Source organism: Meiothermus taiwanensis WR-220, from assembly GCF_003568585.1.
GTDB classification, from domain to species: Bacteria; Deinococcota; Deinococci; order Deinococcales; family Thermaceae; genus Meiothermus; species Meiothermus taiwanensis.
This window is the reverse complement of record NZ_CP021130.1, coordinates 1804575-1817590: the sequence shown is the minus strand read 5'-3', so window position 1 is coordinate 1817590 and position 13016 is coordinate 1804575. Positions and strand designations below refer to the sequence as shown.

The following is a 13016-nucleotide window of genomic DNA, read 5'->3' as shown; positions in this document are numbered from 1 at the left end:
AAAGTAGGGGGGTGACAACCGACCTGCTCTATCAACTCCGTTTTCTATCCGACCTGACCGAAGGCCCCGCGGGTAAGCCGCTTTTCGTCTACACCGACATCGAGCGGCCCGAAAAAGACCCGCCCCGCTACCAGAGCCGCCTGGCTACCTGGGACGGCGAATTGCGCCTTCTGACCCAGGGCGAGGCCAAAGCCCCCTTCTGGCGTGGCGAGTACATCTACTTCACCCGCAAGGTGGACAAGGCCAGCCAGCTTTTTCGCCTGCCCTTATCGGGCGGCGAGGCCGAACAGGTGACCCAGCTCAAAGCCGGCATCGAGGGTTACAAGGTAAGCCCGGATGGCCGCCGGATTGCTTTGCTGACCCGGGGGGAGTACGAGCCGCCCAAACCCGATGCGCCCCGCGTCTACGAGACCTGGCCCTTTAAGTTCGACGGCAGGGGTCTGCTGCCGGGGCAGCCCAGGGAGCTCTGGCTGTGGGAAAATGGGGAAACCAAACCCCTGGTCAAGCTGACCCAGGACGTGGAAGAAGTGGTGTGGGATCCGGCGGGCAAGGGGCTGTATTTTACGGCCTCGAGCACGCCGCAGGAGCGCTGGGGCTGGATCCAGCGGGCCTACCACGTGGGTTTGGACGGCCAGATCAAAGAACTGTTTGGGGGCGTGGGGCCCATCGTCGGCCTGGAACCCACCCCCGACGGCGGCCTGGTCTACCTGGCCCACGCCTGGGAGCGGGGGGGTGGCACGGAACACAAGCTCCACTACCGCAGCGCGGATGGACAGGTGCGTGTGCTGGCCCAGGGTTCTTTTTTGAACTCGGTCAACTCGGATATGCGCATCGGCGCGGGAACCCAGACCCCCAGGGTAGGGCCCGATGGACGGATTTATGTGGTGGTCACCCAGGAGGGGTCGGCCCGCCTGCTGGCGGTGACGCTCGAGGGCCAGACCGAGTGGGTGAGTCCGGCCGCACTCAACATCCTGGGCTTTGCCTTCTGCGACCACAAGCTCTACACTCTTTCGGAAGACCATACGCACGGGGCCCGCCTCACCGGCGAGGGTGGGGTACTTTATGACCCCAACGCCGATGCGCTGCCCGGCCTGCCCACCCCCCTCGAGGTGCGCTACAAGGCCCCGGAAGGCCATACCGTGCAGGGCTGGGTGCTGCTTCCGGAAGGCGACGGCCCCCATCCGGTGATTTTGTACATCCATGGTGGCCCCCACACGGCCTTCGGCAACGCGCTGATGCTCCAGCTCCAGCTCTTCCGTGCCGCCGGATTTGCAGTGGCCTACTGCAACCCCCGGGGCTCCACCGGCTATGGGCAGGACTACACCGACCTGGGCCGGCGCTGGGGGGATATTGACGAGCAGGATCTGCTGGGCTTTTTAGACCACGTGCTGGGCCAGTTTCCCCTGGACTCTAACCGTGTTGCGGTGGCCGGGGGGTCGTATGGGGGTTACATGACCAACTGGCTCACCGCCCGCCACCCCGAGCGCTTCCGGGCCGCGGTTACCGACCGCAGCATCTGCAACTGGACGAGCTTTTATGGCGCCGCCGATATTGGGCCGCGCTTCACCTACCTGCAGCTAGGGGCCAGGCCCTGGGAAAACCCCGAGGTGCTCTGGCAGAAGAGCCCCTTGTCGCTGGCTCACCAGGTCAGGACGCCCACCCTGGTGGTGCACTCTGAGCAGGACCACCGCTGCCCCATAGACCAGGGCGAAACCTGGTACACCGTGCTTCTGCAAAGGGGTGTGCCCACCCGGTTCTTCAGGGTTCCCGAGGAGGGGCACGAACTGAGCCGCTCCGGGCGGCCCGACCGCCGCATAGCCCGGCTGGAGGCTTACCTGGAGTGGTTTAAGAAGCATCTGTGAAGCAGAGCGTCTCATACCGGATTCAAAAAGATAGTCTCCAGAGGCTATCTTTTTGAATCCTAGTGCGAACCGAACCTGGTATCACCTTAGGCCCAAAGGCTTTCGCCAATGCGCAACCTGGCATAATCGAGCGGAGCGCCCGCCGACCTGCCCAAAAAGAAAAAGGCGGGCAAGCCCGCCTTCCAAGCCCTGTGCTATCAGGCTTTAGAGGTATCCATGGCCTCGGGGATGACCCCGTAGGTCTCCTCGTAGCGCTGGATGTTTTCGGCCAGGCTGCGCAGCAGGGCCTTGGCGTGCTGGGGGCTGGTGATGATCCGGCTGGTCACCACTGCTACCACCTGGTTGGGCTGTCCGCCGGGCTGCATCAGGGCAAAGTCGAGGTAGAACTCGTTTTTCTGATGGGAGAAGATGGCAAAGTTGGCGTACTTGCCAAGGGCGGTTTCGCGATCAATGTCTACGCGCAGCTCGGGTACCTGTGAAACTTCACTCACGATAAAGCCTCCTGGAGGCGTGGAATACTTTTCTTGAGCTGGAAGCGCACCCGACCCAGGCTTTGCATGGAGTCTATCAGCACGACCAGCAGGTATCCACCCTCGAGCGGAACCAGCAGCACTGGCCCCTCAGGGTACTCTACCATGACTTCCTCCACCTCGCCGCGCTCGAGCTCCTGCGCTAGAGCGCGGGCAGAGGCCAGCGCGGTGGAGGCCGCACTGCCGAGGAAGTCGATGTCCGGAGCCTGTTCGGCACGCAGGCTCTCCACTACAAAGCCATCCTCGGCGACCAATGCCGAGGCCACAACCCCCTTGGTGGCCTGGAGCTCTCCGATTAATTCCTGAATCATAGGTTGACCCCTAAATTGTTTGCGATAAACGCACGGCCAGGCGTGATAGCTCGGCACCGATGTTTTTGCGGTCGGCGCCCCGCTCGACGATGGCGCCGAGGCAGTAACCGTTGAAAACCACCACCAGCACCTCGCGGTGTTCGGTAGCGATGGTGAAGCGCCGAAGTTCGCCGCCCAGGCTTTGGGCCAGGACACGGCTGGCCCTGGCCAGGGTTGCCAGCTCGGCGGCCAGCAGTTCGGGCTCCGGTGTGTTCTTGCCAACACTTTCGATCACCAGACCGTCCTGGCTTACCAGAACAGCCTGGCGCGCGCCCAGCGGTACCAGGCTCTCGAGCATTTTCATGCCAGCCCCCCGCTATCATTCCAGACCATACGGCACCTAGCCTAACATAGTCCCAGCCGGGCTTCTGCGCAATTGCACACCTGGACGTTACGCACGAAAAGGGGCCTGTCCAGCGCTATAGATAGCCCCGGCGGTTTTCCAGTGCCCGGGCCAGGGTTACCTCGTCGGCGTACTCGAGGCTGCCCCCTACCGGGAGGCCATAGGCCAGCCGGGTTGGGCGGATGTTGTGCTGGCTCAGGCGTTCGGCCAGATAGCCTGCGGTGGCCTCGCCCTCGACGGTCATGCCGGTGGCGAGGATCACTTCGTTGACCCCCTCGAGCCGGGCAAAGAGCTTTTCCAGGTAAAGTTGCTCGGGCCCGATCCCCTCCAGGGGGTTGAGCGCGCCCCCCAGCACATGATAGAGGCCGCTGTACTCCCCGCTACGCTCGATGGCCATCAGATCCGAGATGGTCTCAACCACACAGATGGTCGTCCTGTCTCGCTCGGGGTCGGCGCAGATCGGACACAATTCGTCTTCGGCCAGGTTGCCGCAGACCGGGCAAGGGTGCAGGGCCTGTGCGGCCTGCAGGCTGCTCAGAAGCTCTGCGGACGCATCGGGGTTTTGCACCAGGTATAGGCCCAGTTTTTGTGCACTCTTAGGCCCCACCCCCGGCAGACCTGCCAGGGCGCGAACGAGCTTGAGGAGTCTTTCGGGGTAGCGCATAGGCGTCTGCCGTTGAAAACCAGCCGGCGCTGGCGCGGGCTGGGGCAATCTTAGAACATGTTGCCGAGCATGCTGCCGATCCCGCCCAGCTCGCGGCTCATCTCTTTTTCTGAAAGGTCGTGGGCTTTTTTCTGGGCGTCCTGAATGGCTACCAGGAGGAGATCCTCGAGGGCCTCGAGGTCATCTTTATCGATGGCTTCAGGTTTTAGCTTGACGGCTTGAATCTGGCCGTGACCGTTGGAGGTCACCTCTACCAGGCCTCCGCCTGCGCTGCCCACCACCGTCATCTGACCCAGGCGCTCCTGAACCTCTGCGGCTTTCCTCTGGGCTTTTTGGGCCTCCTTCATGAGTTTCTGTATGTTCATCTAACTCCTCCAAACAACCTCCCCATTATCGCATCTAAAGAGGTCTTGGTGTAGCTGGGTGGTTAGCTGGGCTGCGGCCCGGCCTTCAGTTGGGGGATTCCTCCCCGCAGCATCACGGTAAAGACCACCAAAAATACCGTAAAGCCTGATAGCCACAGGACGGTCAGTACCCCCAGGCGCGGCTCCAGCAGTCCGGCCAGCAGCGTGCCCATCAGCACAGCGCTCTGCATGGTAGCGCCAAAAGCGGCCATGATGCGCCCGCGCAGCTCGGGGGGGGCTGCGAGCTGGATTATCGAGCGGGCCGGAATAATGAACATGGTGTTGAGCAGACCCATCAGCACCATGACCACACCAGCCCAGATGGTGTTGGGGAAGAGGCCCAGTGAAGCAAAGGCAAGCCCCCACAGGGCCAGGCTTCTAACAAACACCACTTCCCGCGTCCAGCGCTTAATCAGCGGCATGGTTGCCCACAGCCCCAGCACAGCCCCAGCGGCCATCAAGGCCTCGAGGACGCCAAAGCCCTGCACACCAATCTTCAGGGCCTCCGCTGCATACACAATGCCCAGGGCGCCCTCTACCGAGCCAAACACAGCGGCCAGGGCCAGCGTGCCGATGGCTCGACTGAGAATGGGGTTTTGCCACAGCGGGCGCAGACCCTCGGCCACGGCCTGGAAATAATTGCCCCTGCCGGCCTTGCCTGCCAGGGAGGGCAGCAGGGCCAGCAACCCCGCGGCCAGCAGGTGCGAGGCGGTGTTGATCCAGAAGGCCGGTGCGGGGCCCACACCGGCCACCAGCACACCTGCCAGAGCCACGAAGGCGATCTCGGAGAAGCGCTGTACGAACATCATCAGCCCGTTGGCGCTATCGAGCGCCGACTCGGGCACCATCTCGGGAATAACGCTGTTGCTGGAGGAGTAGTAGATGGACTCGAAAGCGGCCAGCAAAAAGGAAATCACCATCAACGCTGGCATTGAGTTGATGGCAAATAGGGGAATGCATGCGACCAGGGCGGCTCGAGCCAGATTGGAAATCACCATGAGGCTGCGCCGGTCGTAGCGGTCGACCAGAGGCCCCATCAGCGGGCCCAGCACAGCGCTGGCCAGGAACTGGGCCCCCAGTATGAGCGAGACCCAGACCGCGTTCTGGGTTTCCTGGTAGGCTACAAACAGCAGGGCGATGCGGTGAATTTTGCTTCCAGCCAGCGAAAACAAAGTGGAAAGAAAAAGCCATCTGAATGCCGGGTACTGTAATGCATTCCACATAGGTGGATTTATAATAATGCGTCAAGAACAAGTGGTAAAGTTAGACTGGATTGATTCGCAGGCGGTGCTGACCCATGCGTTTCGTACGTGTTCCAGCAGTATGGTCTGTGGTTTCTGGGTACTGATACCAGATTCGGTTGGTTCGGCGCTGGAAGGCAGCGAACCAACCCAACCGACGGGATACGCCTTCTTTGCCGAGCGTAGCGAGGGGCGGGCTCTAGGATTCAATAAAGCTAGCCTCTGATGAATCCGTATAAACAGCACCCCCGCTTCCCCCAGTTCCCTGCTGGGATCGGCAACCACAACTTTTATTTCGGGTGCTGTACGGCCTGCTTGCTGCGAGAGCCGCCAGGGCTCAGGGCGTGCTTTTTGCAATAGGGTGGATGGAGACCAGTTCGTATGCGACCCGCGCCCCTTCGCGCGCCAGCACCAACCCGCCTTCGGGCACCATCCAGACCAGCAGGTCTTGTAGTTTGCGGGGTATCAACCCGGTCGAGGAAACATAGACCTGACCGTCTTGGTAGCGCAGCGAAAGCACCGTGTTGCCGGCCTTGATGGTGCTGGGGCTGTCGCCCACGGTGGTGGAACTCAAATCCCCTAGGGTATCGCGGGAAGGTGGGCTATACCCCAGCCACTCGTTGAGTTCGCGGTGTATCACCTGTGCATAGGGCTCGAGCCCCAGGGCCTGCGCAACCTCGCCCAGACGGGCGGCCCATTGTGGGGAGCGCTCGATGCGGCCCCGGACGACCTCGAGGCCCTTGCGGGCGAAGTCCTGGAGGTTGTCTATCGGCGCCTCGCTGTACTTACTGGCCGAGTCCGCAGCAAACTGGGCGTGGTTTATCTCGCCTTTCAACCGAGCGGAAAGGGCGCGTAGCAGGCGCAAGTAGGCGTAGTGATTCTCCGGCCACAACAGGTACGACAGCACGCGACCTTCAGCCAGCAGGCTGGATATGCTGGCGGCTTCACGGGGCCCAATGCGCAGGTGGAGATAGTCCTTATAACGCACGACGTGCAGCTCAGCATCGGGTAGGGTGAGGCTGAAGGCCGCATCCTCCTCGATGATGCGCTCCTGCTCGGCGACGCCGATACCAAAGACTTTGCCCGCCTGTGAAATCTTCACTTCGTGGTTCCAGAAGAAGAAGCGCTGGGGCATAAGACGCAGGGTGAGCGCTTTAGCATCGCGTGGAACAGCCTCGAGCGCGTACTCAGGGTGCTGGCTCCCCAGAATTTTTTGAGGCACCTGAGGCCAGGTGGCCTCGCCCATGGGGCTGGGTAGGTAGCGGGAGAGCAGGGCGGTCAGGCGTTCTATGGCGGCTGAGAACCGGGCCCGATCCTCCTCTATAACCAGCGATAGGCGCCGTTCCTCGGCGGCAGCAGCGTGCAAGCGTTCCTCCAGGGCTCGTATCTCCCCGACGCTGAGGTTCTGGCGCTGGGCCTCCTCGAGGGCCCGGCGCAGGGTCTCGAGGCTTGGCCCCCGCGTGCTGGTGCGCAGTGCGCCTTCACTTTCCAGCACCCGCCGGGCAAACCGCCGGATATAAGGCACGGTTTCTTCCGGCTGAAGCTTGAGTTTGCGGGGAAGAGCAAAGGCCTCACGAAACAGCTCCAGCAGAAGATCTTTGGCAATGGAGGGATCCTCGAGGTGAACCCGGGGGTCCGAAACGCCGGGGATGGGGTGGGAAAGCGTGAAGCGCGAGAGGTTGTAGTCCTGAGAAAAGAGGGGGGTTTTGGAGTAGGCCTCTAAGTTCTGCAGGATGGCATATGCCATGCGCAGCTCATCGCGCTTGCCGTGGTTGAGTGTTTTGGCAATGCGAAGCAGGTCGCGGTCGAGTCGGCTCCAGTACACAGCCTCGGTCAGTTTGTCCAGGGCTTCCCGTTCAGGGCTGAACGCAACCCCTTCGTCCTCGAGCAAAATCGCGCTTAAATCGGGGGCGCTGCTTTCGTCTACGGCGGTTTTATAGCCGGGGCGGTAGGCCTTGAAGCGACTGTCAATATCGCGAAACTTTTTGGCTAGGGGGCCGGATAGGTTGGACTGAATCAGGGCTTGGCGTAAACGGGCAAGGCCGGCCATACCCCCTTTGGGTTCGTTGCCTGCAACAAGGTCGTCTACCTTGTACTCATAAAGCTCGAGTAATTCAACCAAGCCTACCTTCATTCAGACGGTATTATAAGGTGTCATGCGATTGGCGCGGCTCGAAATTGCCACAGAATCCAACATTGGTCGGCGTCGTCGGAACAACGAGGACTTTCACCGCGTAGCCATATATCCGACCCCGGCTGGCAACCTGGTGCTGCTGGCTGTGGCCGATGGTATGGGGGGGGCCGAGGCCGGCGAGCTAGCCAGCAAGCTGGCGATCGAAGGGGTTAGCTCGGCGGTCAAGTCGTACGCCGAGCACACTGCCACGGGCCGGCCTGGGGTGGGGCTTAGCCTGGTTATGGACAAGGCCTTCAAGCTCTCCCAGAGGCGAATTTTGCAGGAAGGTGAGCGGGTACCATCGCGCAAGGGCATGGGTACTACCCTGACCGCGGTGATGCTTACCGAATGGAACCGCCAGGCGGTGATCGGGCATGTGGGGGATACCCGGGCTTACCGATACTCTTCGGGCCGCTGGACTCTTCTCACCCAGGATCACTCCTGGGTGGCCCAGCAGGTGCGTCAGGGGGTGTTGAGCGCTGAGCAGGCAGAAGAGCACCCCTGGAAGCATATGCTCACCCAGGCCCTGGGGCTTTCCGATGTTAAGCACGATATTTTCTCGGTCAATTTTGCGCCGGGTGAGGTGCTGGTGCTGGCGACCGATGGTTTATATGGTTTGGTGCCCCCCGAAGAGTGGATCATCACGGGCGACCTGCAATCGGCCCTCGAGAGCTGGGTGGCTAAGGCGCTGATGCGGGGGGGTACGGACAACATCACAGTGGTGGCGGCGAGGTTCAGATGAGTTACCTGCTGGCTTTACTTTTGGTCGCTATTTCCACGGCCCTGATGCTACGCCTCGGGCGAACCTGGCCCATGCTGGTTTTGCTAATCCTGATGCTCGGGGGTTTGGCGGCCCTGGGTGCTGAGCCTTTGGTGCTGGGGGTGGCCTTGTTGCTGGGCTTAGGGGCGATGTGGGTTCCCAGGTCGCGTTCCGGCTTCGCACCCCGGCCCAAACCCGCCCCTCGAGCTGCTAAAACCAAAAACAACCCAAAGATCTCGACGGGTAACAGCGTTACCGGCCTCGAGGCTTTATATGAGATCCAGGAGAAAGTTGGTATAGGGGGAATGGCCACCGTTTACAAGGCCCGAAATAAAAAAGACGGCCGCCTGGTGGCCCTCAAAATTCCCCAGGAGAAATACGTGGGCGATCCCCGCTTTGTGCGGCGCTTCCACCGCGAGGCAGAGCTGCTGGCCCACCTCGATCACCCCGGCATCGTTAAGGTTTACGACCATGGCAACCAGGGTGATACCCACTACATCGCTATGGAATTTCTCGATGGTGAGGGGCTTGATCGGCTCATCGAAAACAAGCGCCTTTCCACCAAGAGCGTTGTGCAGATTATGAGCCGGGTGGCCGAGGCCCTTCAGCACATCCACGCCCAGGGCATCATCCACCGCGATATCAAGCCCGGCAACATCATGGTGCTCAAGAATGCACTGCGCGATGATGGCAGTGTGGACCCTCGAGGGGTGCGCTTGATGGATTTCGGCATTGCGGCCGGTAAGGTGTTGACCCGCCTCACCATTACCGGCGCCCGCATCGGAACCCCGGTGTACATGAGCCCTGAGCAGGCTAAAGGTCAGCGGATTGATCACAAGTCCGACATTTACAGCCTGGGGGTGGTCTTCTACGAGGCCCTGTGCGGCCAGCCGCCCTTTCAGGGGGCCTATGAGGCGGTTATCCACCAGCAGATCACCCAGATGCCTGCCCCACCCAAGCAGGTCAACCCCGAGATCCCCCAGGTGCTCTCCGACCTGGTGTACCGTATGCTGGAAAAAGACCCCGAGAAACGCCCCGGTCTGGAGGCGGTGCTCGATGTGTTGCGCGGAAACTGGGATGAAGACCCCGGCCTCACCGCGCCCACCTACCTTGCCCTGGCGGTTGAGACCAAGAAGGGCACCCTGCGGCTGATGGATCTGAACGGCACCCTGATGCGGATGTGGAGCGGGGTGGGCAGTGGACGGGGAATGTTTCCCTCCCCACCCCTGGCCTTGGCCGTGGATCAGCAGGGGGGGGTCTGGATTAGCTTGTTCGAGTATGGCGGTGGGGCCGTGCGGCTGCTGCACCGCTTCGACGTGGAGGGTGAGATCACCCACTCGGTAGGGCCTTATGGCATGAAGCTGGGGGAGCTGCTCTATCCGGTTTCACTCGCCACCCTGCCGGATGGGCTTTTGGTGCTGGACGGCGAGGCCTGCACCATTACCCGTTTTGACCTCGAGGGAAACCCTGTGGCCCGCTTTGGCGGGTCGGGGCCGGGTCGGGGCACCTACGAGTCGCCCAGGGCGATTCTGGCTAGCCAGAATTACATCTTTGTCCTTGACTACGGCAATCGCCAGATACAGCGCCTCGACCACAAAGGGCAGTACATATCACGCTACGCCTTCCGCAAGAGCCGCGAATCGCAGGAGCTGCGCCTGCTGGGTGGGCTCGGCCTGACCCCACAGGAGGAACTTTTGATCTACGACGTGGATAGCCAAAAAATCCGCAAGCTCTCCCTCGAGGGTGAGGTCTTGTTCTCACTGCCACTGCCGCTTGCGGAGGGCGAGGATGCCAACAGCCAGGTGGAGATGGTGGTGTTGGACGATACCATCTACGCCATTCGCCGGGGCGGCACTAAAATCCACCGCATCAAGCTGGGAGGCCAGGCCTTGCCCAGCCTCGAGGTGTACGCGCCGCTGCGGGGCATTGCCATCTGGCACAACACCCTACACGCCCCCAGCGGAGCGCCCGTGAGCGGCTCGGTTCGGGGGGTGTAGTTTTGGAGGTTAAGGCCGGACGCCGGGGTGATTGGGGTCGGCCCCACAGCCGGGGTTGGGCTCAGAGCCGATACTAATTGCATGAAACTGAAACCGGGCGATCCAGCCCCGCTCCTTCAGGTACAGGACGCGCTGGGGCGAACCGTGGATCTGGCTGAGTTGGTGCAACAAGGGCGCTACATCGTGCTGTGGTTTTATCCCAAATCCAACTCCCCAGGCTGTACAGCCCAGGGCCGGCAGTATGCCATGCTGCGCGAGGCTTTTCAGCAGCTTGGTGCCGAGGTTTTCGGCGTAAGCGCCGATTCTGCCTCGGAGCAGTGCGCTTTTATGGACAAGCTGGCGCTCGAGGGCGGTCTGATCCCCGACCGATCGGGCCGGCTGGGGCAGGCCTTTGGGGTGGGGGGCTTTTGGGGCTTGGGGGCTTTGCTGGGTCTGTACAACCGCGATACCATCCTAATCAATCCACAGGGCAAGGTTGAGCAGGTCTGGCGCAACGTCAACCCTTTTCGCGATGCCCAGGTGGTGCTGGACTACCTCAAGCAGGTGAGCGGTAGGGGAGACCCCCTCGAGGTGAAGCCTGGCTTACAGCCAACAAAAGACCCTACCGGCAAACTTTAAACCATGCGGCGCTTCTGGTGGATACTCCTGGTACTGACCCCGGTGCTGGCCCTCTCGCCGGGTGACCCGGTGGATTTGCCCAAAGTGCGGGATGCCTACGGCAAGCCCGTCGATCTGGCGGCCACGGCCAGGGCGGGCAGGTACCTGCTGTTCTGGTTTTACCCCAAGGCCAGCTCACCCGGCTGCACCGCCCAGGGCAAGCGCTACGCTGAACTGTACGGCGAGTTCGAAAAGCTCGGCGTGGAAATTTTCGGTGTGAGCGCCGACCCCGCGGCCGATCAGTGCGCGTTTATCGAACAGATGGCGCTCAAGGGGGCTATGCTGCCCGATCAGGACGGTCGCCTGGCCCGGCTTTTCAAGGTCGGAGGGCTGTTCGGCTTTTACAACCGCGACACCATACTGGTAAACCCCCAGGGCCGTGTCGAGCGTATATGGCGCAATGTGAACGCCTTCCGCGATGCCGATGTGGTGCTGGCCTACGTTCGTCAGCTAAAGAGGTAGGTCTAGGGTCGCCTGGGTTTATATGCGGGTTGTGGTCATTGGGGCCGGGGTGGGGGGTTTGACCGTAGCGGCCTTGCTGGCCCGGGCGGGCCTCGAGGTCACCGTTCTGGAGCACCACACCTACCCTGGGGGCTCGGCCGGCACCTTCTGGCATCGAGGGTTCCGCTTCGACGCCGGGGCGACCCTTCTAGCCGGCTTCGACGAAGAGGGGGTTTTTACCCGGCTGGAGCGGCGGCTGGGGGTGCATTTTCCCGTGCGCCGTCTCGCGCCGGGCGAAGCCCTGATGGAGGTCTGGCTGCCCGATGGGGGGGTGGTGGCCCGCCCGGTGGGCCGGGCCTTCGAACTGGAAGCCCAGCGGGCGGTGTTTGGCCGGGGTGTGGAGGGTTTCTGGCGATGGCAGGAAAAGCGGGCCCTGGCCCTGTGGAGGCTGGCCCCGGGCCTGCCCTTTCCCCCGGCCGACGTAAAGGAATGCCTCAGTCTGGCCCAGCGGGGGTTGTCCTGGGCGCTGGTACACCGGGCTGATCTGCTGGGTCTCCTGGCCGATCTGGTGCGGCCCACCCTGGCGCATGCACCGGCCCATCCGGGCTTCCGGCGCTTTCTGGACGCCCAGCTGCTGATTGCCTCCCAGACCGATGCAGGGCACACCTATGCCCTGTTTGGCGCCGCCGCACTGGATCTGCCCCACCGTGGGCCGGCCATGCCTCTGGGCGGGATGGGGGTTATCGCCGAGACCCTAGCCCAGGCGGTGGTGCGGCGTGGAGGGCGGGTGCTGTACCGGCACCGCGCGGAGCGCTTGCAGGCTAGAAACGGGCGGGTGGAGGCGGTTGAGGTGGTTTTGGGCGGACGTCGGCGGGGGGAGCGCGAAAGGCTCGAGGCCGACCTTTTCGTGGCCAACCTTACCCCTGGCGACCTGATGGCCTTGCTGCCCGGTGCGGCCCACCAGGCCCCGCCCGCCGATGCCTGGGGGGCTTTTATGCTGCACGCCGCCATTCCCGAGGCGGCGGTTCCGCCGGGGGCGCTTTACCGGCAGTGGGCCGGTGAGGGCGAGTGGGTCTTCCTGAGCCTGTCCGACCCGGGCGATACCCGGCGGGCCCCACCCGGTGTGCGGGTGCTCTCGGCCTCGGCGCACACCCGGCTGGCCGACTGGCGCGGGCTTTCCGAGGAGGCCTATCGCTCACAGAAGATGGCCTGGCAGGAGCGCATGGTGCGCCAGGTGGAGCGGTTGATACCGGGGTTCAGAGAGTCGGCGCTCTGCCTGCTGGGGGCCACCCCGCGCACCTACCAGTTCTACACCCGGCGCCAGGACGGCTGGGTGGGGGGCTACCCCCAGGTGCACCCGCTTCGCACCTCCAGCCCGAAAACCCCCTTCCCCAACCTCTGGCGGGTGGGGGAGAGCATCTTCCCAGGGCAGTCGGTGCCGGCTGTGGCCATGGGTGGCGAACGGGTGGCCGCGCTGGTGCTTGACCGATTGGGCCTTGCCCAGCCCGCGGATGCCGTTCTCGAGGGGTGCGCGTCTGCACCGGGCGGCCACCGGGTAAGGTGATAGCGGAAAGGCGGCCCTCAACCCCTCCTG

Annotated in this window: 13 protein-coding genes; 6 read left to right on the top strand and 7 right to left on the bottom strand. The window is 62.7% G+C overall.

All coding sequences use genetic code 11. From position 1 onward, the window contains the following. The first annotated feature begins 11 nt into the window (after positions 1 to 11). The gene (locus MTAI_RS09020; RefSeq protein WP_027887760.1) at positions 12 to 1862 is read left to right on the top strand and encodes a S9 family peptidase; all 1851 of its coding nucleotides are present in this window, start codon (positions 12 to 14) and stop codon (positions 1860 to 1862) included. A 197-nt stretch (positions 1863 to 2059) separates the two neighbouring features. Here the strand turns inward: MTAI_RS09020 and MTAI_RS09015 are convergent, their stop codons facing one another. The 7 genes from MTAI_RS09015 to MTAI_RS08985 all read right to left on the bottom strand — a co-directional run bounded on the left by MTAI_RS09015 (position 2060) and on the right by MTAI_RS08985 (position 7528). Then, positions 2060 to 2353, bottom strand: coding sequence for a DUF3467 domain-containing protein (locus MTAI_RS09015; RefSeq protein ID WP_013013432.1), 294 nt, complete (start codon positions 2351 to 2353; stop codon positions 2060 to 2062). Then, entirely contained in the window at positions 2350 to 2703 is a 354-nt protein-coding gene (locus MTAI_RS09010; RefSeq protein ID WP_027887759.1) for a roadblock/LC7 domain-containing protein, read from the bottom strand. The genes MTAI_RS09015 and MTAI_RS09010 overlap by 4 nt, the downstream gene beginning before the upstream one ends. Before the next feature lie 10 nt (positions 2704 to 2713). Continuing rightward, positions 2714 to 3046: a roadblock/LC7 domain-containing protein gene (locus MTAI_RS09005; protein ID WP_027887758.1), complete on the bottom strand. Its 333-nt coding sequence runs from the start codon at positions 3044 to 3046 to the stop codon at positions 2714 to 2716. Between the two features lie 115 nt (positions 3047 to 3161). After that, complete coding sequence (gene recR / locus MTAI_RS09000) at positions 3162 to 3749, bottom strand: recombination mediator RecR (RefSeq protein WP_027887757.1); 588 nt, start codon at positions 3747 to 3749, stop codon at positions 3162 to 3164. Between the two features lie 50 nt (positions 3750 to 3799). Next, entirely contained in the window at positions 3800 to 4114 is a 315-nt protein-coding gene (locus MTAI_RS08995) for a YbaB/EbfC family nucleoid-associated protein (protein ID WP_027887756.1), read from the bottom strand. A 62-nt stretch (positions 4115 to 4176) separates the two neighbouring features. Then, positions 4177 to 5376, bottom strand: coding sequence for an MFS transporter (locus tag MTAI_RS08990; protein WP_027887755.1), 1200 nt, complete (start codon positions 5374 to 5376; stop codon positions 4177 to 4179). A 355-nt stretch (positions 5377 to 5731) separates the two neighbouring features. Then, on the bottom strand, positions 5732 to 7528 hold the full coding sequence (locus MTAI_RS08985) for a hypothetical protein (protein ID WP_027887754.1): 1797 nt from the start codon (positions 7526 to 7528) through the stop codon (positions 5732 to 5734). Positions 7529 to 7550: 22 nt separating this feature from the next. Between MTAI_RS08985 and MTAI_RS08980 the strand changes: the two genes are divergently transcribed. The 5 genes from MTAI_RS08980 (at position 7551) to MTAI_RS08960 (ending at position 12986) form a co-directional block, all read left to right on the top strand. Continuing rightward, positions 7551 to 8309 carry a PP2C family protein-serine/threonine phosphatase gene (locus MTAI_RS08980; RefSeq protein ID WP_027887753.1) on the top strand — a complete coding sequence of 253 codons (759 nt, stop codon included), beginning with the start codon at positions 7551 to 7553 and terminating at the stop codon, positions 8307 to 8309. Continuing rightward, complete coding sequence (locus tag MTAI_RS08975; protein ID WP_027887752.1) at positions 8306 to 10324, top strand: protein kinase domain-containing protein; 2019 nt, start codon at positions 8306 to 8308, stop codon at positions 10322 to 10324. Before MTAI_RS08980 ends, MTAI_RS08975 begins: the two co-directional genes overlap by 4 nt. A gap of 81 nt (positions 10325 to 10405) precedes the next feature. Further along, a complete protein-coding gene (locus tag MTAI_RS08970; protein ID WP_027887751.1) occupies positions 10406 to 10942 on the top strand; it encodes a peroxiredoxin in 537 nt (178 codons plus the stop codon). Positions 10943 to 10945: 3 nt separating this feature from the next. Further along, positions 10946 to 11443, top strand: coding sequence for a peroxiredoxin (locus MTAI_RS08965; RefSeq protein WP_027887750.1), 498 nt, complete (start codon positions 10946 to 10948; stop codon positions 11441 to 11443). Positions 11444 to 11465: 22 nt separating this feature from the next. After that, on the top strand, positions 11466 to 12986 hold the full coding sequence (locus MTAI_RS08960; RefSeq protein WP_027887749.1) for a phytoene desaturase family protein: 1521 nt from the start codon (positions 11466 to 11468) through the stop codon (positions 12984 to 12986). The last annotated feature ends 30 nt before the right edge of the window (positions 12987 to 13016 follow it).

Coding starts and splice junctions, on each gene's coding strand:
- MTAI_RS08965 (WP_027887750.1), top strand. CDS start 10,946: ATGCGGCGCTTCTGGTGGATACTCCTGGTACTGACCCCGGTGCTGGCC.
- MTAI_RS09005 (WP_027887758.1), bottom strand. CDS start 3,046: ATGAAAATGCTCGAGAGCCTGGTACCGCTGGGCGCGCGCCAGGCTGTT.
- MTAI_RS08995 (WP_027887756.1), bottom strand. CDS start 4,114: ATGAACATACAGAAACTCATGAAGGAGGCCCAAAAAGCCCAGAGGAAA.
- MTAI_RS08990 (WP_027887755.1), bottom strand. CDS start 5,376: ATGTGGAATGCATTACAGTACCCGGCATTCAGATGGCTTTTTCTTTCC.
- MTAI_RS09010 (WP_027887759.1), bottom strand. CDS start 2,703: ATGATTCAGGAATTAATCGGAGAGCTCCAGGCCACCAAGGGGGTTGTG.
- recR (WP_027887757.1), bottom strand. CDS start 3,749: ATGCGCTACCCCGAAAGACTCCTCAAGCTCGTTCGCGCCCTGGCAGGT.
- MTAI_RS08980 (WP_027887753.1), top strand. CDS start 7,551: ATGCGATTGGCGCGGCTCGAAATTGCCACAGAATCCAACATTGGTCGG.
- MTAI_RS08975 (WP_027887752.1), top strand. CDS start 8,306: ATGAGTTACCTGCTGGCTTTACTTTTGGTCGCTATTTCCACGGCCCTG.
- MTAI_RS08985 (WP_027887754.1), bottom strand. CDS start 7,528: ATGAAGGTAGGCTTGGTTGAATTACTCGAGCTTTATGAGTACAAGGTA.
- MTAI_RS08970 (WP_027887751.1), top strand. CDS start 10,406: ATGAAACTGAAACCGGGCGATCCAGCCCCGCTCCTTCAGGTACAGGAC.
- MTAI_RS08960 (WP_027887749.1), top strand. CDS start 11,466: ATGCGGGTTGTGGTCATTGGGGCCGGGGTGGGGGGTTTGACCGTAGCG.